This is a genomic window from Gardnerella sp. c12Ub_1 (genome assembly GCF_055804375.1).
This window is the reverse complement of sequence record NZ_JANUZC010000001.1, coordinates 258165-281755: the sequence shown is the minus strand read 5'-3', so window position 1 is coordinate 281755 and position 23591 is coordinate 258165. Positions and strand designations below refer to the sequence as shown.

Here is a 23591-nt window from a genome sequence, read left to right as displayed (position 1 = left end):
TCAATAGTCTGGATTTTATAACATCTCCACATGAGATTGAGTGGTCTAGTTTCATTACGTGTTGGATACAATGAAACCTTAGCTTTGAACTCTGAAACTTTTTCAGGCATCAAAAAAGACGGTATTACTACCGCCTTAATTATTTACACATAGCGCTTTTAGATCTAGATTTCTATTTCATAGAAACCTGATCCTTGCTAAGCTCTACAAACTGGGATTTGTTGTAGTTATCTCCCATTTTCTTTAATTCCATATGTAATACACAAGCAAATACTATCTCAATAATACATGCCGCAACAGCAACCGTTGTGCCGTTTAATGCACATCCTAAAATCAAGGAAATCATCGGAATGGAAATTGCAGCAACTGTATATCCCTTTGATTTGTACAGCCATGAATACGGCAGTAAATGTGCGCCAAAGACCATTGCATACACCATAATCATCTTTTCCGGAACCGCACTAAACACCCACATAACGATTAATAAATAAATCATTTGATTTAGGGTGAAAATGAAGCCTAATTGTCCAAGTGGATTTTGTTTTGAAAAGATATCCACCTTTATAAGGTTACCAATGAGCCAAGCCAGCGGTAATAATGGGCATGAACAGCAAAATACCAATAAATTTTTCATATCCACATTGATATCTAAAATTGACACAAGTACTATCAGAAGCCATATAATCACCGATGCCATGATAAATGGCAATCCTTTTTTCTGCTTTATGATGATATCATTCCTCAATTCATCTAAGCTCATTGATTTCTCCTTCAAATGCTAATTTATACAATCTGATATTCAACGTCGTGGCAGTGTAAAGGCACTACGGTGATCAATCCAAAACATAAGTGTTTCAAGTATCAAGGTTTGAGACTCCGCTTTAGCCTTCTGATTTTCTTCTTCCTCTCCACCGAATTCAATGATCATTGCTCCGGCATCAACGCGTATTCTGCGCCTTTCGAGACTCAGATAAGCGTAATTGTATCATGATCTATGTTTTCATAATTTATGTAAGAGAGTACATCTTCGAACTGCTCTAATGGTATCCTGGCTAATGTTTTCGGCTGATTGTTCTGTCCGAACATAAACAGAAATAATGTTTATGTAACGATCTCTTGCCATAATAGCGGGATTCATTAATATCTTTCATCTGAAATTATATGCTCTATTCCACTATGGATTGAGAGAACTCCAAGTATAACTACACGTTTTTGAGTGCACACTATGGATATTGGGTGCACTTTTTAACGATAGAAAAAGCTATCGTTAAAAGGTTTAAGATTGGCTTGATAGCTTGATTTTTGAGCATAAAAATAGCCTAGAGAGGATTACCCCTAGGCTGACTTTTGTAACATTTCAAACGCTCACAATCTTTTGGCTTTTACGATGCCCTTTCAATATCCACACTAATCTCTGATTTAAAAGTTATACTGAACCTGTCCTCGTAAACTTTTATTTTCTTGATGTACTTTCTTACCAGCTTCTCGTCATACTCACTAATATCGTGACGCTCACTTTTCAGAAAATCTTCCATTTCTCTGATTCGTCTTTTAGCATCTTCTTGACCTGCTTTTTCTATAAGAAGCTGCTGTTTCTTACCTTTCAGCTCATCAATCTCGTTGGCAGTTTTCGTGTAGTCTTTTTTAGCTTTAAGCAAGGTTAATAGTATCGCTTGTTTATCCGCGATTTTTTTATCAACCGTTTCAAGCTCACTTAAGTTGTTTCCCGCGATAATTTCTCTAATATTGTTATTCAACGTATCCAATACTTCACCAGGTACGGTGAGTATTTTGTTTATGGCTTTCACTGTAGCAGACTGCAGTTCTTCCTCTTTTACTGTCGGAGCATCGCAAGCACTAGGACCATTTTCCCATCTGGTACAACAACGCCAAACAACAGAATGCACTCCTCGGTTGTTCCAAGCAATTCTTCTGTAAACATCCCCGCATTTAGAACAAACACATAAACTGGATAAAGCGTACTTACTGGAATAAACTCTCTTTTTTTTATTCTCCTCACCACTAAACATGTTGGCTCGTCTTACCATTTCTTCTTGGACTTTAAAGAAAATATCTCTTGGAATAATAGACGCGTGGCTATCTTTTACATAATACTGTGGTTCTGTTCCATCATTTTTTATACGAACATGGTTAATAAAATCTGTCGTCTTTTTAGTTTAAGAAATTATAAAAAAGCAAAGTACGCTTGACAAAAAAAAGCAAAGCGAGCTATACATTATATGTAAAGTTAACTTGCTGTTGAAGGAGGAAAATGAAAAATACAATTTTTCGATTAAGAAAACAGCATAAAATAACTCAAGAAGAATTGGCAAATGAAGTTGGAGTTACAAGGCAGACCATAACTTCCATTGAAACTGGAAAATATATAGCATCACTGCCGTTGGCTTTTAGAATTGCTAAGTTTTTTGATACAAGTATTGAAGAAATATTTAGCATAGAGGAGGACGATTAATATGAACAAATTAGAAAAATATAAAAAAGAAATAGGATTTAGAATTACTATTTTAGTCTTATTATGTATGGTTGCCTTACTCGCAGTTATTATTGGAAATTTTTACTTAAAATATAAATTTCCATTAAAAGAAGATGTGACAGATTATGTAGTAGTATTTTTTATTGGACTTGAACTTGTATCTGTATTCTACATGTCAATGCTTGGTAGAGCATATAGAAATAGAGATATATTGGAGAAGATGTATACTAAAGAAACAGATGAGAGAATGATATTAATAAGGATGAAGTCAGGATCAAATATAATACCTATATTCTCAATGGTTATTGTAATAGTTTCTTTAGCTGTAGCATATGTAAGTTATGAAGCCTTTTTAGCGTTAATAATAGTTGCATTTGTACAAATAATATTTTCTAAATTATTAAAAGTATATTGGTCAAAAAAGATTTAAAAATATCATATTAAAGGTATTAGACGATAGACAGTTAAAACTCTATCGTCTTTTTTTATACTCAAAATTAGGAGGTAAAAATGGTAAGGATAAGAAGCCACACTTAAAACAATTTAATATATAAGACATTTAGCGATTGAAATATAAGTTCAGTCGCTTTTTTAATTGAAATTTATAGATTAAGGAGAAGAAATTAATGGATAGATAAATGATAATTTAGCTGCCTAATCTTCGATTGTCGCTTGCCCGTTCATGAGCATAGGTAAAAGCCAATCACGGAGAGCTATCAAAGCTCTATTTTCGCGTTGATTAGACGATATAGTCGTATAAGCAGGCATAGCAATTCTATTAAACACCTTAAGTTCAATCTCATTTGGAATATAAATGGGTCGATTATTAACTAGTGGTTTATCACAAGAAAGTACAGCATCACCACTAATGAAAAATGGGTATTATACATTGAGATCTTTAGCTGTTCCGACTTGAATGGTAGATTTCTTCTCTTCACTGATAATGTCACCAAGCTTTCCGTTTGACTCTCTACGAAAGAATTCGTCACACAACTTCGCCAGTAACGAAAGGTGGGTTATTCACAATCTAGTAAAAGATTTGAATTAAGCCAGCTGGCAACGCCATTATTGTTGTTGGAATCACAAACCTCGTCCGCAATCGCAAGCAACCGAGGATTACTATTCGATACCGCTACACCGTATCCCCCTGCGCGGAACATGTCTATATCTATAATATCGTCTCCAAAAACGACTGTGCGGCTCGGCTTCACACCCAAACGATTGCAAATAACGTTCAAAGCATGCCCCTTGTTTGCAAGAGGATTCGTAAGCATCCACAAAACATCTTCGCTAATGTGTAGCGAAAAATCGGTTGGAAGAATGCTCTGAAGTTTTTCCTTCTCACTCTCTCGAGGAACAATAATAATCTTGTCTGCAATGCCACTTGGAACATTAGAAAAATCGGTAATAACAAAATCCTGCTCGTTCCAAAGCATACGAACATCAAAGTTAGTGTAACGAACATCGTTCATAACAATGCCAATGCGAAGCGTAGGAATCTCATTAAGCAAGCGCAAACACACACTACAAGCATGTTGAGAATCAAATCCAAAACGCGTAAGAGTATCAAGGCTTCTTTGCGAAGTAAGCTCACCTATCGTGCTGTGAGCACAGTCAAAATCAATAAGAGCACCATTAAGGTACGCGCAAACTTGAGCATTCAAATCGTGAATAAAATCAAAAGCACTTCCAACAGGTCGAGCAGTAATAATCGCAAGCGGAATTCCACATTCACTCAAACGCTTAGAAGCGCTAACAGTTTCTTGGCTTAAATATCTGCTTTCAAAAGCATTAGCATCATGAAGCATAGTGCCATCAAGATCTGCTACCACAAGAGAAGGAGAAAAATGAAGCATAACAATAACCTAATGTATTTTAATTAGTCTAACATCTTCTAACATCTTAAAAAGCATAGCAAAATATACGCCTGCTCTGCTTATAAAACAAAAGCGCGCAATCTTTCGACTACGCGCTTAAAAGAATACTTAGATAAGTGAGAACTTAGTCATAAGATTCAAGGCAACAATAACAGCCACCCAAATCAAAGCTATAATAACAGTCCAACGATTCAAGTTCTTTTCTGCAACACCAGAGCTACCAGCGTTCTTCGTTAAACCGCCGCCGAACATATCGGAAAGGCCGCCGCCCTTGCCCTTGTGCATCAAAATCAACAATGTTAACAAAATGCTGGTGAGCACAAGCAACACTTGCAAAACAATTTTCACAGCGGACACAAGTAACCTCCTGTTTTTGGTACTCTGTAAAGCATAGTAAAAGCCATTGACCTATGCGCTAAATATATGTTGAATCAGAACTAAATAAGTGCTAAATCATTCACTAAATAAGCACTAAAATCATTCGCGATTTTTATAAGACGCGAGTTTAACAATAGAAGCAAGCTCTTCAACTTCTAAAGACGCTCCTCCAATAAGGAATCCATCCACATCTGGCTCACTAATTAAGCTTGACGCATTAGAAGACGTTACAGATCCGCCATAAAGAATACGCACAGAATTTGCAACATTATCGTCAAAAGTGCGTCGCAAATCGTCCCTAATCGCAAAAGCTGCCTCTTGAGCAGATTGAGCTGTAGCAACCATGCCAGTTCCAATAGCCCAAACTGGTTCGTACGCAATAATCAAACGTGCTGCCTGCTTAGAGTCTAAGTCGCGAGTAACGTCGTGAACTTGACCAACCGCAAAATCAAGCTCTATACCTTGCTTGCGCTCCTCGAAGCTTTCGCCAACGCATAAAATTGGTTGCATTCCAGCTGCAAGAACAGCGCGCACTTGGTCAACAATATTCGCATCGTCTTCTGGATGATACTTTCTACGCTCGGAATGGCCTACAATCACCATTGAGCAGCCAAGACTTGCAAGCATATCTGCAGAAACGTCTCCAGTAAACGCGCCTTGAGTTGTAACGGAAACAGCTTGTGCTCCGTAAAGAATAGGAATATTACTGGATTCAACTAAAACTTGTACGCTTCTTAAGGATGTAAACGACGGCATAAGCGCAATATCGCATTTTTTGCAATCAAAGTGAGAATCGCAAAGCATCCACCAGAATTTTTGAATAAAATGAGTGGCTTCAAGGTGATTGAAATTCATTTTCCAATTACCTGCAACTAGCGGTTTTCTTTTACAAACCATAATCACCCTTAAGAATTGTTATAAAGATAAAATTAACATTATGCCGACCTCGATTTACAAAATGAATTCATAAAATCGAAGCCGGCACAATATCTTAAATTTATTTACTCAAGCACGCTCAAGCCTGGAAGAGTCTTACCTTCCAAGAACTCGAGAGAAGCGCCGCCACCAGTGGAGATGTGCGAGAAGCCATCTTCCGCAAATCCAAGGTTACGAACTGCAGAAGCGGAATCACCACCGCCAACAATAGTGAAAGTACCGTTCTTAGTGGCGTCAACCAAGCCCTGAGCCACAGCACGAGTACCAGCAGCAAACTCTGGAACCTCAAACACGCCCATTGGTCCATTCCACACAACAGTCTTGGAATCAACAATCTTATCGTGGAACAGCTTTTGAGAATCAGGGCCAATATCTAAGCCCATCTTATCTGCAGGAATAGCATCCGCTGGAACAACTTCTGGAGCAACTGGAGTGTCGCCTGCTGGGAAGCCAGCGTTAACAACAATATCGGTTGGAAGAACAAGCTCAACGCCATTCTTCTTAGCAGTTTCGATATATCCCTTAACCTTCTCGAGTTGATCTTCCTCAAGCAAAGAAGTACCGACTTCGTGACCCAAAGCCTTAAGGAAGGTGAACACCATACCGCCGCCAATAACAAGGCGATCAGCCTTAGAAAGCAAGTTTTCAATAACGCCGAGCTTATCGGAAACCTTAGATCCACCAAGAACAACAGTCAAAGGACGCTCTGGATTTTCAGTTGCACGAGAAAGTGCCTTAACTTCCTTCTCAACAAGCAAGCCAGCAGCAGCTGGAAGATCCGCAGCAACATCGTAATTTGAACCCTGGGCGCGGTGAACAACGCCGAAGCCGTCGGAAACAAAAACCTCTCCAAGAGACGCAATCTTCTTAGCATATTCAGCGCGTTCAGCAGCATCCTTGCTTGTTTCTGCAGCGTTAAAGCGCACGTTTTCAAGCAAAACAACGTCGCCATTGTTCATTGCAGCAACCTTAGCTTGAGCATCTTCGCCGTAAGTATCTGCAGCCAAAGCAACATTTACACCAAGAAGTTCACCTAAGCGAGCTGCCACTGGAGCCAAAGAAAGCTCTGGAACAACTTGACCCTTTGGACGGCCAAGATGAGCCATTAAAATAACCTTGGCGCCCTGCTCGCGCAAAGCTTTAATCGTTGGCAAAGCAGCCTTGATTCGACCGTCGTCTGTGATAGTCGTGCCCTTAAGAGGAACATTAAAATCGGCACGAACGAGTACGCGCTTGCCGCTCAAATCTCCCAAATCTTTAAGTGTCTTCATTGGTATCCTTTCCAAACCATGATTCAACCAATCATGATGGCGAATTTAACAAGAAAAAAGACGAAAGCAAAGCTAAACCGTCTATAAATTCCACAAATGATTATACCGCATATGCGCAACAAGCGCGCACAAAATCAACAGAAAGATGTACATAAAAATCAACAGCAAAAATCACGCGATACAAAAATGCCGCATACTTTGTGTATACGGCATTTAATCAAAGTTAGTAGCTACAAAAGTTAATTCTAGAATCAACTCACATTCTAGATTTTTCAACTTTAGCGCAAAGTTGCAAAAGTCGACGAATACGTCCAGCAACAGCATCTTTTGTGATTGGAGGATCTGCCAAATGACCAAGCTCTTCCAAGCTTGCATCACTGTGCTTAAGTCGCAACTTGCCTGCCATCAAAAGATTTTCTGGAATATCGTCTCCAAGAACGTCGAAAGCGTGACGAACCTTTTCGCAAGCTTCTGCAGCAGCCTTAGCACTTCTGCGCATATTTGCATCGTCGAAGTTTGCTAAACGATTAGCTTTTCCTCTTGCTTCTCCATCAGAACGCTTGCCAGTCCATTCTCTAGAAGACCTTGGAGCGCCAATCAAATTAAGCATACGCTCAATTGCGTCTGAATCACGCAAAGTAACGCGCTCGGAGCTTTTAACTTTACGAGCCTTTGCGCTTACACCCAAACGTGCAGCCATAGCTTGTAGAGCTGTTGCAGCTTCGTGAGTTGGGCAAACAATCTCTAGATAGCTAGCTTTTCCAGGATCCGATATAGCACCGTGAGCTATAAACGCTCCCCTCCACGCGGCTTTAATTTGTGCAATGCTTCCGCTAACAATTTCTGGAGCTAAGCCTGCAACAATGTGCATACGTCGATCCAGAAGACCAGATTGCAATGCTAAAGCTGCGGCTCCTCGATCAACAAGAACCTCGTAACGAGTAACAACACCCGTAGGCGTTTGACGAGAAGCTTGAGAAATCTTAGCCTCCCGCTGGAAATAAGTCTCAAGAACGTCTACGAGCCATTGTGCTGCATTTTGCGAATCAAACTGTGCTCTAATTACAGCTTGATTATTAACTGGCCTTAAACCTCCAGCAAAACGCATCATCGCTGCAGCTTGAGCCATAATAACCGCTGGTTGGTCACTATTATTTGCGACGAGTTCGTTCTTTACGTCGTCAAGAAGAGCCAAGGGAAACCTCCTATTTTGTTCTTCTTAAAGTATGCGTTGGGATTCTTGCAAGATGCCATTGCACGATGCTAAAAACATCTACATGCTCGGCTTTCTGTAGTACCCAATGACTTGGACATTTTACCTTTTAATATTGCTTTTTATATTACATAACACCGTAGGAGAAAATACATTATTAGTTAAATCATGCTCTAGATCTCATCTCTCTAGCAGACACTGTAACTTGTAATCCTCTAGATTTTAATCGTTTTGCAAGCTCTATGCTAATAGCTACAGACCTATGCTGGCCTCCTGTGCATCCAATTGCAATAGTTACATAGTGCTTATCTTCTTTTGCAAAACCATCGATTGCTGTAAGAAGAGCTTTCTCGTAGGAATCTAAGAATTCCATTGCGGCTGGGTTTTTAAGAACATAATCGCTAACAGCTTTATCTTTGCCAGTTAAATCTCTAAGTTCTGGAACCCAAAATGGATTTGGCAAAAATCGCATATCTGCCACAAAATCGGCATCCATAGGCATTCCATACTTAAATCCAAAACTAAAAATGTGAACAGATACAGTAGAAGATCCTTTTCCAAGCAAGCCTTCGTAAAGCTTAGTTGAAAGTTGATGAATACTAAGAGTAGAAGTATCGATAATAATATCCGCGCAATCCTTAAGATGACTTAAAAGCTCGCGCTCTTCTAAAATTCCATCAATAAGTCTCCCGCCGCGTTGCAAAGGATGCGGCCTGCGCACAGACTCATATCGCTTAATAAGCACAGAATCGGAAGCGTCTAAAAATAGTATTCGAGTTTTTACGCCCAAATCATCTATGTGACCTAAAACAGCAAAAAGATCGTCAAAATATCCACGCGATCTTACATCAATAACTGCTGCAAGCTTATGCACTTTAGACCCAGAAGACGTCATCATGTCTACAAGCGGGATAAGAAGCTTTGGAGGGAGATTATCAATAACATACCAGCCCATGTCTTCCAAAGCATTTGCAGCATGCGATCTTCCAGCGCCACTCATGCCCGTAATAAGCATTACTTCAAAATCGCTTGAAACATGCGCATCTTGGCTACTTAAAGAAGCATTATTTGATTGCAACTTAAAAACGGAATTATGAGATTGCATTTCTAGATTATTCTCATCGCTCATAATGCCTCCTGCAATGCTTTTTCCATGCGACTTCTTATGTAATCGTAATCTGTAGCCTTGATGGATTTATGTTTGATTATACAAGAATCATCGCTTGAATCATCACTTGAATCATCACTCGAATGCCTATACTCAAAAGTCATAAGTTTTACTTGATCTAATGCCTGATATAAAAGCATTTCTTCTCCACCAATACCAATTCCGTATTTTCTCCAAACTTTAAGCATCTGGCTTGGTCGAGGACTGTAAACAACGTCTAGCAAAGCTCCTAAATGTTTTATTGACTTTTCCTTGCAATATTCACACAAAGCGAGCGCTAATCCGTCTGCTACATGAGCTGGAACAGTGCTTATAACAATATCTGCGTTTGCAATTGCTTCAATTGCATCCAACGAAGAAATAGATTCTAGAATGTGAGATTTATCACATTCTTCTATATCTTGTAAATCGTCAATTTGTAAATCGCGCGGTTGTAAAGGCTCAATCGCAGGAAACTCTATACCGTAAACAGGCTTGTAATCGCGCTTATTTTTAAGATACAAGTTAGACGGCGCTATTCTTCTGCTATTTGGAAAATCCGAGTTATATTTATCTACTAAATCATTAAACCTGCTAACGCTTTTAACAGTTTTTCCATCGCTTTGCAACCTTGCAACAACACTAACTTTGCTCAATTTTGAGCCTTGCGCAATTTCTATTAAAGCTGCCATTGCAGAAGACGCTGTGTTTCCGCTGCCAATAATAACCGCACTTTTAGCGTTTAATATTTTAGATTTTAGAGCGCGCACTAACGCCATTACAATCCCATTTACGTCTGTGTTACAAAGCTCAATCGACTCAGGGTTTTCTATGCATGGCTTTTTACTAAACACAGCAGTATTTGCAACTCCAAGCGTTTTTGCCCAATAGTCGCAAGCTATACCTAGGCTCATAATCGTTTTTTTAAGTGGCATTGTAAGGCTTAAGCCTTTCCAAGAATCGTCAAGATTTGCAATAAAATCTTTTAAGTCTTCCTCGCTAACTTTTTCTTTACCATAATGCCAATTATTTAAGCCCAATGCCTTGTAGGCAGCATTGTGTAGGACTGGAGATAGAGAGTGCGATATAGGATTGCCCAAAACCGCACAATTGTAGCATTTTTCAACCATTTTAACCTCTTTTTTTATAAGTCTTTATTTGTGAGCCTCTATTAACAATAGTTTATGCGATTTTACAAATCCTTAGGATCTACACTAAATTTTAATTCGCCACTTTTCCGCATTGCAAAATGCTTTGCGCATTCTTTTTTCAAACGATTAACTAATTCATCTCTATATTCTAATGGCACTCTTACAACTGCTTTAACTCTATCGTTTAATTCTTCAAATCGTTGAGAATTTTGCTCGCGCAATGTTGAAGGAGGCTTCATTGGAACAATTCCAAGTAAAGGTGGAAGATATTCAGGTTCGCTCGAATCGCCAGAAACCACAGAGTTACTATTTTTAGTTTCGACTTTTAACATTGGAAGATTGCTAGAACTATCTAAATTGCCATTTTTGCTTGCGACTTTTGCAATGTCTTCACTAATGTCTTCACACGCATAATCGCACATTGCACCAATCGCATTAAGCGTATCTACAACAGCTTGCCTAAACCCCCATATTCTTGCAACGCAAACAGAAGGAGGCAAAAGCGCATCTTCTCTTTCTTTAAGCTCTTGTTTAGAAAGAATCGAAGAATCCCACTCCTCTAACGATTTAGCGAGAACATCATAAGTTTCTCCCAAAATAAGCACGCTTCCGTCTCTGCTTTTTGGAGCACACATAGAAGCCGCTTTCATCCACGCGTTCAAAGTGTCGATTCGAGCATCTAATCCCGTGCTGTAAAGACTCGTCCACGCGTCTAAAATCGCAACAAGACCATATTCCCCGCAAGAATCTTTAGAATCGCTTAAAACACGCGGCTGCGATCCAAGCGCGCTAATAACAATCATCGGCTTTTGCTCAACCCACTCAACAACACCGCTTTTTTGTTTTGCAGAAGAAACAATAATTGGAACATCCTTAAAAAACTTAAACACTTCTTTAGCTGTAAAATTAACGCCTATATGAACAGCTTCAATTGCTCCAGAATTACTAGAACAATTCGAGCATTTCCAACCTATTGCAACACTTCCACACCACGCGCATTTAGGAGCAGAACCGTCTAAGGGCAAGTCAAGCGGACCAGTGCAACGTTTGCAACGAGCAATACAATGGCACTTTTTACACGCAGCTTTTTGAATAGCGCTATCTTGGCAAGTGGCAAGCAAAACAGGCATTTTAGCGTCTAAAGTTTGTCTAATCGAAGTTAGCGCAGTGTACGGTATTCTAGAACCTACACTCGGGTCATTTATTTTAGTCAAATTATTTGAATTTAAAAGACGAACCCAAGGACTTGCATTTTGAACAACAGACTTAAAAGGCGTAACTTCTACTAAATGGCCACTAACCAAAGGAGCTAATTTTTTGTTTTCAACTTCGCTTTGACTAATAACGCTTCTTGCAAAAGACATTGAAACAAATACGCCATTATGATTTTTTGCGCGCAATCGCATAACGCCTCTAGCTTGTGCGTAAGGCATCATGCCGTCTGCATACTGATATGCGCTATCTTCTACAATCACAAAAAGCGCTTGCGACTCAACTGGCGCATACATTGCAGACCTTGTTCCTAAAACGCACGGAACAATGCCCTTTTCTATGGCTCTCCACGCTCTATACCTATCTGCTGGAGAATCATAAGCGCAAAGACGAGCAACATCTCCACTTAAAGCGCCATTAGAATTTTGTGACTTTTTATAAGGCTTAAGGCCGTAAACCATAAGCGAGCGCATAACATCGCTCACTTCTCGAATCGTAGGCAAAACAACAGCAACTTGACGACCAGCGCTTATAGCATTTGCAATAATCCACGCTAAATCTTGCGCCCATCTAAACGCTCCTGGCAAAGCATCTACAAGAAAAGCTTTGTAATTATTCGTTGTACTTAACGTAAAGTCATCTTTAGAATGCAAATAATAAGGTTTTTGAACGTTTTCTAGCGCTTGTTTTAACAAGTCCGCGTTTTTGTAAGACGCAAACATGCGAGCATCGGTTGTTTTTATAAGATTTTCCGATTCGCTATATTGATTCTGTTGCCAGTCATCTTTTGATTTTAAGCTTTTGCGAAAATCGATGGTCCATTTTTGCCTTTTAGACATGTGAATATCGTCTAAAAAATTCTCTTTATCTACGCCAGCGATTCTTTTGGGCAAAGCGAGCCGAATAATATTCGCTCTAGTTCCACCATAAGCTTCTGCAATTGACGAAATATCTTGCATAAAAGATTTAGATGCAACTTTTTCGCTAGAAATAATTTTTTCAATAAACTTTAGGGAAGATTTTGGCGTTTCGCTTGAATCGCTTCTGCTCCATATGATTCCGTTAACTCGTCTTGCGCCGAATTTTACGCGAACCATAACCCCTGGCTTTGCGTCTTCATCTTGCGATTGGCTAACAATGTAGTCGAAAGTTTTTCCAAGATGAGGTGCTTGAACGTCTAAAACAACATGCGCAATCGCACAGTTACTCGCTTGGATTGGTGTTGAACCACCCTTTTTGCGCCTGTGCGATTTTTTCGCTAAACCTTCTAAAGAAGGCTGCAACGAAGACTGTTCAAGCATTAATAATCCTTATAAAATTAATCCTTATAAAACTTCAAATCATTTTTTTAATGATTTTACCTCATTTTTAATCTGTTCAACACGATTCAACTTTTCCCAAGGAAACTCAACATCACTTCTGCCAAAATGACCATAAGCAGAAGTCTTAGAGTAAATTGGTATAAGCAAATCAAGCTCGTCTATAATCGCAGCTGGTCTCAAATCAAAGACTTTGCGAACTATTGCAGAAATATCCGAACGCGTAATTCCGTTGGCTTCTGTTCCAAAAGTTTCTACATTTACGCTAACAGGCTCCGCAATACCAATTGCGTACGCGACTTGCACTTCTACTTTATGAGCCAAACCTGCAGCAACAAGATTCTTAGCAACCCAACGTGCAGCGTATGCCGCAGAACGATCTACCTTACTAGGGTCTTTTCCAGAAAAAGCTCCGCCACCATGATGAGCGGCTCCACCATAAGTGTCTACAATAATCTTTCTGCCAGTCAATCCAGAGTCTGCAGCAGGACCGCCTAAAACAAACGACCCTGTAGGATTTACAAGCATTCTATAATCGCTATAATCAACGCGATTTTCTAAGACTTTACTAAGAACAGGCTCTACAACGTTTTTAACAAGCTGTTCTCTAAGCCAATCAACGCTTACATTAGGGCTATGTTGAGTGGAAATCAAAACAGTATCTAAGCGAATAGGCTCTAACTTTTCGTTATACTCGATTGTTACTTGTGTTTTTCCGTCTGGTCGAAGATTTGGCACAATTCCAGACTTTCTAACATAAGATAAGCGTTGAGCAAGACGATGAGCAAGATAGATTGGAAGAGGCATATAAGTGTCTGTTTCGTCGCTAGCATAACCAAACATAACGCCCTGGTCGCCTGCTCCTTGATTTTTGTAGCGTTCTTCTTTAGACGCAAGATTTTCGGATTCTAAATCTAATCTAGAAACACCTTGATTTATCTCCGCGCTTTGCTCAGTTAGCGAAACCATTACTCCACAAAAATCAGCGTCTAAGCCAACCGAAGAACTGTTGTATCCAACTTCGCGCACAACTTTTCTTACGATTCCAGGAATATCTGTGTAAACTTCTCCCCTAACTTCGCCAAAAACAACAAATTGGCCTACGCAAGCGCAAACTTCAACAGCAACATGCGCATGGGGATCTTGACGAAGCATGTCGTCTAAAATTGCATCTGCAATCTGATCGCAAAGCTTATCTGGATGACCTTCCGTAACAGATTCTGCAGAAATAAGTTTAGACTCTTTCATAATTCCCCTTTATAACTTTATAACTTTATAAATCAAGCTAACTCTCTAATCAAGCTAACTCTATAAATCGCGCATTAAAACAATCGCAGCCGCATACCCACACGCGATTGTAAGCGCAAGGATAATACGGCTGCAATTAAACGAAAAAGAAAACTCAGTTTCCTTCGTTCACATCGTCTTCACCAAGATTCTCTACTAGCAAACCCTTATTAATCTCGCGGAATGCAATAGAAAGAGGCTTTTCTTGGTTCTTATACTCAACAAGAGGACCAACGTTTTGCAACAATCCCTCGTTAAGCTGTGTGAAATAAGAATTAATCTGCCGTGCTCGTTTTGCGGCAAACAAGGCAAGCGCATACTTGGAATCCGCATGCTGCATTAAATCATCAATAGGCGGATTTGCAAGTCCCGTAGGTGTTGGCTTAGTGCCCAATGCCATAATGTTCTCCATATTCTATGGTGCCACAATAGTTTCCAAATAAACAATTGTAAGCTATTGCAAGGATATTCAAAACACTAATCAAAATTAAACTAAAGTGATCTAAACTAATCTAAACTAATCTAAACTAAAACTAATCAAGATTAATCTAAATCGTATTCTTTAGCGATTATATTCCAAAGCTCGTCCGCAGCGCGATTAGCATCGTCATTAACAATCACAAAATCAAACTCACTAGACGCAGCAATTTCCACTTTTGCTGTTTGCAAACGCTTAGCTTGTTGCTCAGGAGTTTCTGTACCTCTACCAATAAGCCTACGCTTAAGCTCTTCAAAACTAGGAGGAGCAATAAACACGTACACAACTTCCAAACCAAGTCTAGAAGCCTCTTGCTTTACTCTTCTAGCTCCTTGAAGATCAATCTCTAGAAGCGTTGGAACGTTTTGAGCAAGATGATCCAAAACTGGTTTAAGAAGAGTACCATAGTGAGCCATTCCGTGAACAAGAGCCGTCTCTAAAAATTCGCCGTTCTTTTGCCTTCTAGCAAACTCTTCTTCGTCAATAAACCAATAATGAATGCCATTAAACTCGTCGTAGCGAGGCTTTCTTGTAGTCGCAGAAACAGAAAGCCAAATATTAGGGTGTTTTTCGCGCAATACCCCCTCAACAGTGCCCTTACCAGCAGCAGTAGGACCAGTAAGAACAATCAATCGCCTTTTAATGGATTGCGTACTTTGTGTATTGTCTAAACTAACCATATTTGACTCTCTTAAATCATTTTTATGAATCCATTAAAGCTTGACGAATATCCCAAGCTATTCGTTCAGTTGCATTAGATAATGCACCAATATCTGGACCGTGCGAAGCAATAGACCTAGAAACAGTTACTAAAACATTTCCGTGAGTTCCAGCAAAAACCGTTTTCAAATCGTTAGCTTCCGCACCCTGCCAGCCGTAGCCTGGAGAAAGAATAGGGCCAGTAAAACTCGTTAAATCGATTCCACCGCCATTCATCCAATCTCCAATAGTGGCTCCAACAATTAAGCCAACAGAACCCATGCCCTTTGTATTGTTGTTAAAAGTTTGAGCAGTTTGAGCAATACCATGAGCAACAGTTGTACCACGGTATGAACCAGTTTGACGAATTGCTGTTTGCAAACTAGCGCCTTCGCGATTAGACGTTAGCGAAGCAATAAACACACCCTTGCCATTATTAAGAGCCTCATTAATCAACCCACCCATTGACCTAGCTCCGTAATATGGAAGAAGAGTAATTGCATCTGTAAGAAGAGGAGCATCTGGCTTAAAATAAGCGTCTGCAAGAGCGGAGATTGTTGTAGACAAACCACCATGACCACAATCAACAATAGTGATTACATCCATTTGCCTTGCAGCATACAGCACTCGTTCGAGCGCCGCGAAACCCTTAGACCCGTAGCGCTCGAACATGCTTGACTGGAATTTTACGGCAGCAGCTCTGCCGTTCATGGCTTGAAGCATACGCATGGAGAACAATTCTGCTCCTTGAGCGTCCATATTGTATCCCCAATTAAGCAGCATTTTGCGGTGCGGATCTATACCAACGCATAATGGCCCATATTTTGCCATAGCGTTTTTTAGACGCAATCCAAAATCGGATCTTTGCGCGCGCAATTCCTGCTCTCGTATGCTTTCGGTCATGTATTAAGCCCGACTTTCTTCGTTTTCTGCCTTCTCGATTGCAAACAGTTGCTTTGCATGCTCCTGAATGCTCATCACTTGGTAATCGTTGTTCTTAACGGCTTCTATAGCCATAAGAACTGGTGCAAACTCCGTAATTGTTGTGAATTGCGGAAGGTCTGCTGCAACAGCAGCTGCACGAATAGCATAACCATCCGTACGCGACCCTCTTGAATTCGGCGTGTTCAACACCATATCAATCTTACCATTCTCAATCAGCTCAACCACGTTTTTGCCGATTCTTTCGCGCGAAGGCACGTCATTTCGTACATCCTTCGCCGTGTCGCCTTGGCTTGAGAGCTTGTCAACAATAACGGAATCAATGCCGTAGCGTCTAAGAACAGATGCCGTACCTTCTGTAGCCCAAATCGTAAATCCAAGTTCTACTAAGCGCACTGCAAGAAGAGGCAATTGGCGTTTATCTGCATCGCTTACAGACACAAACACGTTGCCACTTGTAGGCAAACCGCCCTTGTATGCTGCAAGCTGACTCTTAGCAAAAGCATGTGGGAAGTCGCGGTCGAAGCCCATAACTTCTCCAGTAGAACGCATTTCTGGACCAAGCAAAATATCAACTGTTCTACCAACAGGCGTGCGGAAACGCTTAAAAGGCAAGACGGAAGCCTTAATAGCAACCTGCTGGCCTGGGTGAATATCTCCGCCATCTCCCTTTGGAAGAAGAAGACCGCGCTTTCGCTGCTGTTCGATTGTTTCTCCAGACATAATTCGAGCAGCAGCTTTAGCAAGAGCAACACCCGTAGCTTTAGAAGCAAACGGAACAGTTCTAGACGCTCTCGGATTTGCCTCAATCACGTACAAAGTGTTTGCCATAAAAGCGTATTGAACGTTAATAAGACCACGAACCGAGCATCCGCGAGCAATCGAAAGCGTGCCCTCCCTAAGGCGGCGAATTTGATCGTCGGAAAGCGTGCTTGGAGGAAGAGTGCAAGCAGCATCGCCAGAGTGCACACCAGCCTCTTCAACATGCTCCATAATTCCGCCAATATAAAGCTCGTTTCCGTCGTAAAGCGCGTCAACGTCAATCTCAATAGCATCTTGGAGGAACTTATCAATCAAAAGAGGCGAAGGCAAGCGACCAGAAACAACAGTGTCTGCTCTAGCTTCTTGCAAAGCGCGATCTACGTATTTTGCAAGCTGAGCATCGTCGTAAACGATTTCCATGCCACGACCACCAAGCACGTAGCTTGGTCGTACAAGAACCGGGTATCCGATTGCGTGAGCTGCATCTTTAGCTTCTTCAAGACTTAAAGCAGTGCCGTAGCGCGGAGCATTCATGCCTTCTTGGCGAAGAACCTCGCCGAAAAGCTCGCGATTTTCCGCCAAATCAATGGCCTCAGGAGTCGTTCCCAAAATCGGAACACCTGCAGCTTTAAGGCGAGCTGCAAGCGAAAGCGGAGTTTGACCACCAAGCTGAACAATCACGCCTTTAACCGGTCCAAGCTTCTTTTCTGCTTGATAAATCTCAAGCACGTCTTCGAAGGTAAGCGGCTCAAAGTAAAGACGATCCGACATATCGTAGTCTGTAGAAACTGTTTCAGGATTGCAATTAACCATGATTGTGTCGTAATCCTTACCCAGCTCTTGCACAGCGTGAACGCAAGTGTAGTCAAACTCAATACCCTGGCCGATTCTATTTGGACCAGATCCAAGAATAATCACAGCTTCGCGATTGCGCGGCTTAAGCTCGCTTTCTTGAGCGTAGCAAGAATAGTAGTAAGGTGTTACAGCGTCGAACTCGGCAGCGCAAGTGTCAACCGTTTTGTAAACAGGATGCAATCCATAGGCCCATCGAAGCTCTCTAACCATGTTTTCGCCTTCGTCGCCAAGATTACGCAAATGCGCAATTTGAACATCCGAAAGGCCTGCAAGCTTAGCGCTCTTTAACACTTTTGGCGTCAAGTTTTCTGCTTCACGAACCTCTAGCGCTGTTTTGTTAATTAACGAAAGGTGCTCAACAAACCATGGGTCGATTTTTGTTGCGTCAAAAATCTGCTCTGGAGTTGCTCCGCCCCAAAGCGCGCGCTGAATTTGCAAGTAGCGGTGCTCTGTTGGCGTGTGCATTTCTTCAAGAAGTCTATTAACTTCTTCTTTGCTCGGGCGCTCTCCGTCCCAGTTAAAGCATGCGTGGCGCTTATCGATTGAGCGCATTGCTTTTCCTAGGGACTCCTGGAAGTTTCCAGCCAAAGCCATTGCTTCGCCAACCGACTTCATAGAAGTAGTAAGCGTAGTGTCTGCTCCAGGGAACTTTTCGAAAGCAAAACGTGGAATCTTAGTTACAACATAGTCAATCGTTGGCTCAAAGCTTGCAGGCGTTGAACGCGTAATATCGTTTTGAATTTCGTCCAAAGTGTAGCCGAGCGCAAGTTTTGTGGCGATTTTTGCGATTGGGAAGCCAGTTGCTTTAGATGCGAGCGCAGAAGAACGCGAAACTCTCGGATTCATTTCGATTACGATTATGCGACCAGTCTTAGGGTTGATTGCGAATTGAATATTGCAACCGCCTGTATCAACGCCTACGCCTCGAATAATCGCAATGCCAATATCGCGCATCTTTTGATACTCGCGATCCGTTAGCGTAAAGCATGGAGCAACAGTAATCGAGTCTCCCGTGTGAACGCCTACAGGATCAACGTTTTCGATTGGGCACACAACAACAACGTTGTCTTTAGAATCTCGCATAAGCTCCAGCTCAAATTCCTTCCAGCCTTCAATGCCTTCTTCAATAAGCACTTCGTCTGTTGGAGAATAGTGGATGCCAGCTCCCGCAATACGGTGTAATTCTTCTTGATTGTGAGCAATTCCAGATCCTAAGCCGCCCATTGTAAAGCTTGGGCGTACCACTACTGGGTATCCAAGCGTTTCAACAATCTTGTCTACTTCTTCAATTGAGTGAGCAATAAAGGATTTTGCGCTTTCTGCTCCAGCTTTTTCTACGACTTTCTTAAAAAGCTCACGATCTTCACCGCGATCAATTGCTTCCAAAGATGCGCCAATAAGCTCCACATTGTACTTTTTTAGGATTCCTGCACGCCCCAAGTCCATTGCAGCATTAAGCGCAGTTTGGCCGCCTAGCGTTGGAAGAAGCGCGTCTGGCTTCTCTTTAGCAATAATGCGCTCCAAAATCGCCGTGTCTATTGGCTCAATGTATGTTGCATCTGCAAGCTCTGGATCCGTCATAATCGTAGCAGGATTAGAGTTTACAAGGATTACGCGGATTCCTTCTTCGTGAAGCACTCGGCAAGCTTGCGTTCCCGAATAGTCAAATTCTGCAGCCTGACCAATTACGATTGGGCCAGAACCAATCACCATTACAGACTTAATATCATCGCGTTTTGGCATTATAAATTCCTTTTATCTCTTTATACCTACTATTTTTCGCTCTTATTCTTGTGATTTTGCATAAGTTCTACAAAGCGATCAAACAAGTATGATGCGTCGTGAGGTCCTGCGGCTGCTTCTGGGTGATATTGCACAGAAAAAGCTGGAATATCAAGGCATTGCAAGCCTTCTACAACATTGTCGTTAAGATCTACATGAGACACTATTACGCGACCAAAATGGCCATTTTCGTAAGGAGACTGAACAGTCTTGCCAATAGGAGCATCTACAGCAAATCCGTGATTATGAGCCGTAACTTCTACTTTTCCGGTAGTCACGTCTTTTACAGGCTGATTTATGCCACGATGACCAAACTTAAGCTTGTATGTTCCAAAGCCGAGCGCGCGACCAAGCAATTGGTTTCCAAAGCATATTCCAAAGAATGGGTATCCTGCGTCTAACACGTTACGCAATAATTCCACTTCGCGATTTGCTTGAGCAGGGTCTCCAGGGCCATTCGAGAAGAACACGCCATCTGCGTTAAGCGCTTGAAGCGACTCAAAGCTTATTGAGGAGCTTACAACGTGCACACGGCATCCACGCTGCGCCAAACGGTGAGGAGTCATGGCTTTTATTCCAAAGTCAACAGCTACAACAGTGTAAAGAGGCTCTTTGCCTTCATAATCCCCGCAAGGCTCAATCGTATAAGCTTCTTGTGTGCTAACTTCGTCTGTTAGTCGCAAACCTTGCATTTGAGGAGTTTCTTTAATCTCATTTACAAAAGATGAGACTGTGCGAATTGCTCCAGTAGTTTTATCTATAAGAGCATCATTAGAAAAAATGCCAGCACGCATAACGCCAACTGAGCGTAAATGTCGTACCAGCATTCTTGTATCAATACCACTGATTCCTACAATACCTTGTTTTTCTAAATCATCTTCCAAGGAACCAGTGGCTCTCCAATTGCTAACATTTGGACTTGGAGCTTTTACCACATATCCTGCAACCCATATTTTTGACGACTCTGGGTCTTCGCCGTTTATTCCCGTGTTTCCTATGTGTGGGAACGTTTGAACAACTATTTGTTGATCATAACTTGGATCAGTAAGTGTTTCTTGGTAACCAGTCATTCCTGTAGAGAACACGATTTCAGCGCGTGTAGAACCTTTTGCGCCAAATGGTTTACCAACGTAAACTTGCCCGTCTTCCAATACTAATACTGCATCATCAGTGCCGAATCCGGCGAAGGTGTCGTTATAGCCCACCTTAACCCCCTTATGGCTTTAGGTTATTCGTGGTAAGTCTACTCATATTGGCGGACGGCGACGCGCCGATGCGCTCCGACCTGCTTTCGCACTCAAAGCGTAGCATGCGAAAGCAATTCGGAGCGCCGAGCTTGCTCAAGGTTGAAAGCATGGGGTGCTTTCAACGCAAGCGAGGTCTGCCTTCGTCTCGATTGACGAAGGCAGTGCAGATTCGCGTGAAACATTTCGCAAGATTTCGACTTTTCCTTTACACGCAAGTAAAGAAACTGTCAAAATACACGATATTTGTAGCCAAATAGGAAAGCAATTACAGAAAATTTATTCAGCAGCTTCCGCAGAAGCATCTTCACCAGATTCCCCAGATTCACCATTAAACTTAGCCAAGCAAGCGTCTTTATCGGAAACAATTGCGCTTAAAAGACCATGAATAAAGGTGATTGCTTCATCATCACTATATGTTTTAGAAAGAGCAATTGCCTCGTCAATCGCAACTTTATCTGGCACTTCGTCGTTTAGAAGAATCTCCCAAACAGCAATGCGCAAAATATTGCGGTCAATAACCGCCATTCTTCCAACTTTCCATCCTGTTGAATAGCGATTTAAGGTTTTATCAATCCTATTTCTGCGCTCTCCTACTCCGCGAATAATATCAACAGCATAATCTGGAAGAGGAGTTTGCGCGCCTGGCTCTTTCAAACGTTCGTCGAGTAAAGAAAGAATATTCTGACTTTTCTCGTCTGCCTCATAAAGAGTGTTCAATGCCCTCTTTCGAGCAGTGGAGCGTGCCATATTAGCGTCCTTTTTATAAGTTTTTACTAGTTTTCGCGACCAAGGTAAGAGCCGTCACGAGTATCGACCTTAACCTTTTCGCCTTCGCCAACAAAGAGTGGAACCTGAATTTCAGCACCAGTCTCAACTGTTGCAGGCTTAGTGCCAGCGTTAGAACGGTTGCCTTGCAAGCCTGGCTCAGTGTGAGTAATCGTCAAAATTACAGACGCTGGAAGCTCTACGCTCAAAGGAGTGCCATCATGGAAGCTAACAATGCAATCAGTTCCTTCAAGAAGATACTTGCTTTGCTCTCCAACCAAATCCTTAGGAATGTACACCTGGTCGTAGGTTGTCATATCCATAAACACAAAGTTATCGCCGTCTTCGTAAGAGTATTGCAAAGTACGGTTATCAACGGTCTCGAACTCCATCTTCATGCCGGCGTTAAAAGTCTTATCGACAATCTTGCCCGAGAGCACGTTCTTAATGGTGGTACGAACGAAAGCAGGACCTTTGCCTGGCTTTACGTGCTGGAACTTAACAACAGTCCAAAGCTGACCTTCAAGGTTCAAAACCGATCCATTTTTAATATCATTGGTAGTCTGTGCCACGAGTTATCCGTTTCTTTCGCTAATAAAGCTGCAATGCGTGCAGCTAAGAAATAAACCTTGCTTATTATGCCACAAAGCGTCAACTAATTAAAATAACAACTAAAATAACAACCGCATTTAACGCAATTATTCGTTACTCTGATCGTTTTGTTCCAAAGACTCTGAGTTTTGACTACGACCCATTGGAATATAGCCACCTTGATCATCCTTAGGATGTGGAGCATCAAAAGGATACCCATTGCCATCTCTACTTAAAAATCTATCGCTCACTTTTTTAATTCTATCTTCGTACTGGCTTATAACAGCTTTTATTTTTTGATAAGCCTGCTTTAATTCTTGATAATTATTGGTGCTTTTAGCAAGAGCATTCCCAGCATCATTAATAGCATCTTCTAGGCTTTTAGAAGCATCAGCTAAAATAGGCAAATTTTTCGCTTTTTCTACAAGCTCTCTAGCTTTTTTAACAAGATTTAACAATTGATCTCCAAAAGCAGTTCTGCTAGTTTTTAGTAAATTCTTTGCATGCGTTTTAACAGAATCAGCATCTTTACGCAAAGAATCCAATTTGTCTGAAAGCTTATTTTCAACTCTTGTAGAATCGTAAGAATCCGCGCCAAGTGGGCATGCTGGAATATCATCGTTTAAGTCATCATTAGCGTAGCTTAGAGAAGATTCAAAATCATCTGCAGCGTCTTTAGCTGCATCAAAATCTTCATCAAAATCAGCAGCTTTTATATTAGAAGCATCTTTAACATCTTGACTTGATACAATTTTTTTAAGCTCTTCTTTAGCATTGATTACTTTTTTGCGCAATTGAACGCAATTTTTAGAAGGCTCACTTGCTTTTAGATTAGTCTTAGAGTTATTAGCAAATAATACAAACCCTAATCCAGCAACGACTCCGATTGATATAAGAGATACACAAACAATAACAGCAATAGCCTTTTTATCGCTTAACAAGGAGTTGTTTGAATCATCATTAGAAGATCCAAAAATATTTTCTTGCTCATACTCATCTTGATTATTAAAGGAAGCGATATCATCCAAATCTTCTGATTCTTGGTACTTATTATTGCTGTTTTCCATATTATGAGATTAATACAATCTTTTGATATTTTTACTCACATATAAAAGCATCATTATAAAACACTAATTTATAATTATTTTTACAAAAAAAGAACATAAACTAACATATTATCTTTAC

At 41.0% G+C, this 23591-nt stretch carries 21 protein-coding genes; 2 read left to right on the top strand and 19 right to left on the bottom strand.

Annotated features, from left to right (window positions below; all coding sequences use genetic code 11):
* Nucleotides 1-172: 172 nt before the first annotated feature.
* Together NYP65_RS01145 and NYP65_RS01140 are read right to left on the bottom strand one after the other, a co-directional pair.
* Nucleotides 173-760: a DUF7010 family protein gene (locus NYP65_RS01145; RefSeq protein ID WP_004133087.1), complete on the bottom strand. Its 588-nt coding sequence runs from the start codon at nt 758-760 to the stop codon at nt 173-175.
* Between the two features lie 622 nt (nt 761-1382).
* Nucleotides 1383-2030: a recombinase zinc ribbon domain-containing protein gene (locus NYP65_RS01140; RefSeq protein ID WP_116285819.1), complete on the bottom strand. Its 648-nt coding sequence runs from the start codon at nt 2028-2030 to the stop codon at nt 1383-1385.
* 242 nt (nt 2031-2272) lie between these two features.
* Between NYP65_RS01140 and NYP65_RS01135 the strand changes: the two genes are divergently transcribed.
* Both NYP65_RS01135 and NYP65_RS01130 read left to right on the top strand, forming a co-directional pair.
* On the top strand, nt 2273-2473 hold the full coding sequence (locus tag NYP65_RS01135) for a helix-turn-helix transcriptional regulator (protein ID WP_018615718.1): 201 nt from the start codon (nt 2273-2275) through the stop codon (nt 2471-2473).
* A gap of 1 nt (nt 2474) precedes the next feature.
* Complete coding sequence (locus NYP65_RS01130; RefSeq protein WP_116285818.1) at nt 2475-2924, top strand: hypothetical protein; 450 nt, start codon at nt 2475-2477, stop codon at nt 2922-2924.
* A 586-nt stretch (nt 2925-3510) separates the two neighbouring features.
* Here the strand turns inward: NYP65_RS01130 and NYP65_RS01125 are convergent.
* From NYP65_RS01125 to NYP65_RS01045, 17 genes are all read right to left on the bottom strand, one after another.
* Nucleotides 3511-4350 carry an HAD hydrolase family protein gene (locus tag NYP65_RS01125; protein WP_116285817.1) on the bottom strand — a complete coding sequence of 280 codons (840 nt, stop codon included), beginning with the start codon at nt 4348-4350 and terminating at the stop codon, nt 3511-3513.
* A 129-nt stretch (nt 4351-4479) separates the two neighbouring features.
* Nucleotides 4480-4728 carry a preprotein translocase subunit SecG gene (secG, locus tag NYP65_RS01120; protein WP_004115170.1) on the bottom strand — a complete coding sequence of 83 codons (249 nt, stop codon included), beginning with the start codon at nt 4726-4728 and terminating at the stop codon, nt 4480-4482.
* A gap of 120 nt (nt 4729-4848) precedes the next feature.
* Nucleotides 4849-5646 carry a triose-phosphate isomerase gene (tpiA, locus tag NYP65_RS01115; protein ID WP_116285816.1) on the bottom strand — a complete coding sequence of 266 codons (798 nt, stop codon included), beginning with the start codon at nt 5644-5646 and terminating at the stop codon, nt 4849-4851.
* Nucleotides 5647-5750: 104 nt separating this feature from the next.
* A complete protein-coding gene (locus NYP65_RS01110) occupies nt 5751-6956 on the bottom strand; it encodes a phosphoglycerate kinase (RefSeq protein ID WP_473410499.1) in 1206 nt (401 codons plus the stop codon).
* A 256-nt stretch (nt 6957-7212) separates the two neighbouring features.
* Complete coding sequence (gene whiA, locus NYP65_RS01105; protein WP_004130980.1) at nt 7213-8151, bottom strand: DNA-binding protein WhiA; 939 nt, start codon at nt 8149-8151, stop codon at nt 7213-7215.
* 184 nt (nt 8152-8335) lie between these two features.
* The gene (rapZ, locus tag NYP65_RS01100) at nt 8336-9184 is read right to left on the bottom strand and encodes an RNase adapter RapZ (protein WP_080649803.1); all 849 of its coding nucleotides are present in this window, start codon (nt 9182-9184) and stop codon (nt 8336-8338) included.
* A gap of 110 nt (nt 9185-9294) precedes the next feature.
* On the bottom strand, nt 9295-10446 hold the full coding sequence (locus NYP65_RS01095; protein WP_473410498.1) for a shikimate dehydrogenase family protein: 1152 nt from the start codon (nt 10444-10446) through the stop codon (nt 9295-9297).
* Between the two features lie 62 nt (nt 10447-10508).
* Nucleotides 10509-12980: a primosomal protein N' family DNA-binding protein gene (locus NYP65_RS01090; RefSeq protein ID WP_473410497.1), complete on the bottom strand. Its 2472-nt coding sequence runs from the start codon at nt 12978-12980 to the stop codon at nt 10509-10511.
* A 39-nt stretch (nt 12981-13019) separates the two neighbouring features.
* Nucleotides 13020-14246, bottom strand: a complete 1227-nt coding sequence (metK, locus tag NYP65_RS01085; protein WP_473410496.1) for a methionine adenosyltransferase — start codon at nt 14244-14246, stop codon at nt 13020-13022.
* Nucleotides 14247-14400: 154 nt separating this feature from the next.
* Nucleotides 14401-14685, bottom strand: a complete 285-nt coding sequence (gene rpoZ, locus NYP65_RS01080; RefSeq protein WP_004130985.1) for a DNA-directed RNA polymerase subunit omega — start codon at nt 14683-14685, stop codon at nt 14401-14403.
* A 143-nt stretch (nt 14686-14828) separates the two neighbouring features.
* Nucleotides 14829-15443 (bottom strand): guanylate kinase, encoded by a 615-nt coding sequence (gmk, locus tag NYP65_RS01075; RefSeq protein ID WP_016635440.1) that lies wholly within the window; start codon nt 15441-15443, stop codon nt 14829-14831.
* A 22-nt stretch (nt 15444-15465) separates the two neighbouring features.
* Nucleotides 15466-16365: an orotidine-5'-phosphate decarboxylase gene (gene pyrF / locus NYP65_RS01070; protein ID WP_101889319.1), complete on the bottom strand. Its 900-nt coding sequence runs from the start codon at nt 16363-16365 to the stop codon at nt 15466-15468.
* A 3-nt stretch (nt 16366-16368) separates the two neighbouring features.
* Nucleotides 16369-19764 (bottom strand): carbamoyl-phosphate synthase large subunit, encoded by a 3396-nt coding sequence (gene carB / locus NYP65_RS01065; protein ID WP_473410495.1) that lies wholly within the window; start codon nt 19762-19764, stop codon nt 16369-16371.
* A 29-nt stretch (nt 19765-19793) separates the two neighbouring features.
* Nucleotides 19794-21008, bottom strand: a complete 1215-nt coding sequence (gene carA, locus NYP65_RS01060) for a glutamine-hydrolyzing carbamoyl-phosphate synthase small subunit (protein ID WP_004133062.1) — start codon at nt 21006-21008, stop codon at nt 19794-19796.
* 318 nt (nt 21009-21326) lie between these two features.
* Nucleotides 21327-21797, bottom strand: coding sequence for a transcription antitermination factor NusB (gene nusB, locus NYP65_RS01055; RefSeq protein ID WP_004133060.1), 471 nt, complete (start codon nt 21795-21797; stop codon nt 21327-21329).
* Nucleotides 21798-21823: 26 nt separating this feature from the next.
* On the bottom strand, nt 21824-22387 hold the full coding sequence (gene efp / locus NYP65_RS01050) for an elongation factor P (protein WP_004133058.1): 564 nt from the start codon (nt 22385-22387) through the stop codon (nt 21824-21826).
* Between the two features lie 126 nt (nt 22388-22513).
* Complete coding sequence (locus NYP65_RS01045) at nt 22514-23473, bottom strand: hypothetical protein (protein WP_102704558.1); 960 nt, start codon at nt 23471-23473, stop codon at nt 22514-22516.
* Nucleotides 23474-23591: the final 118 nt, after the last annotated feature.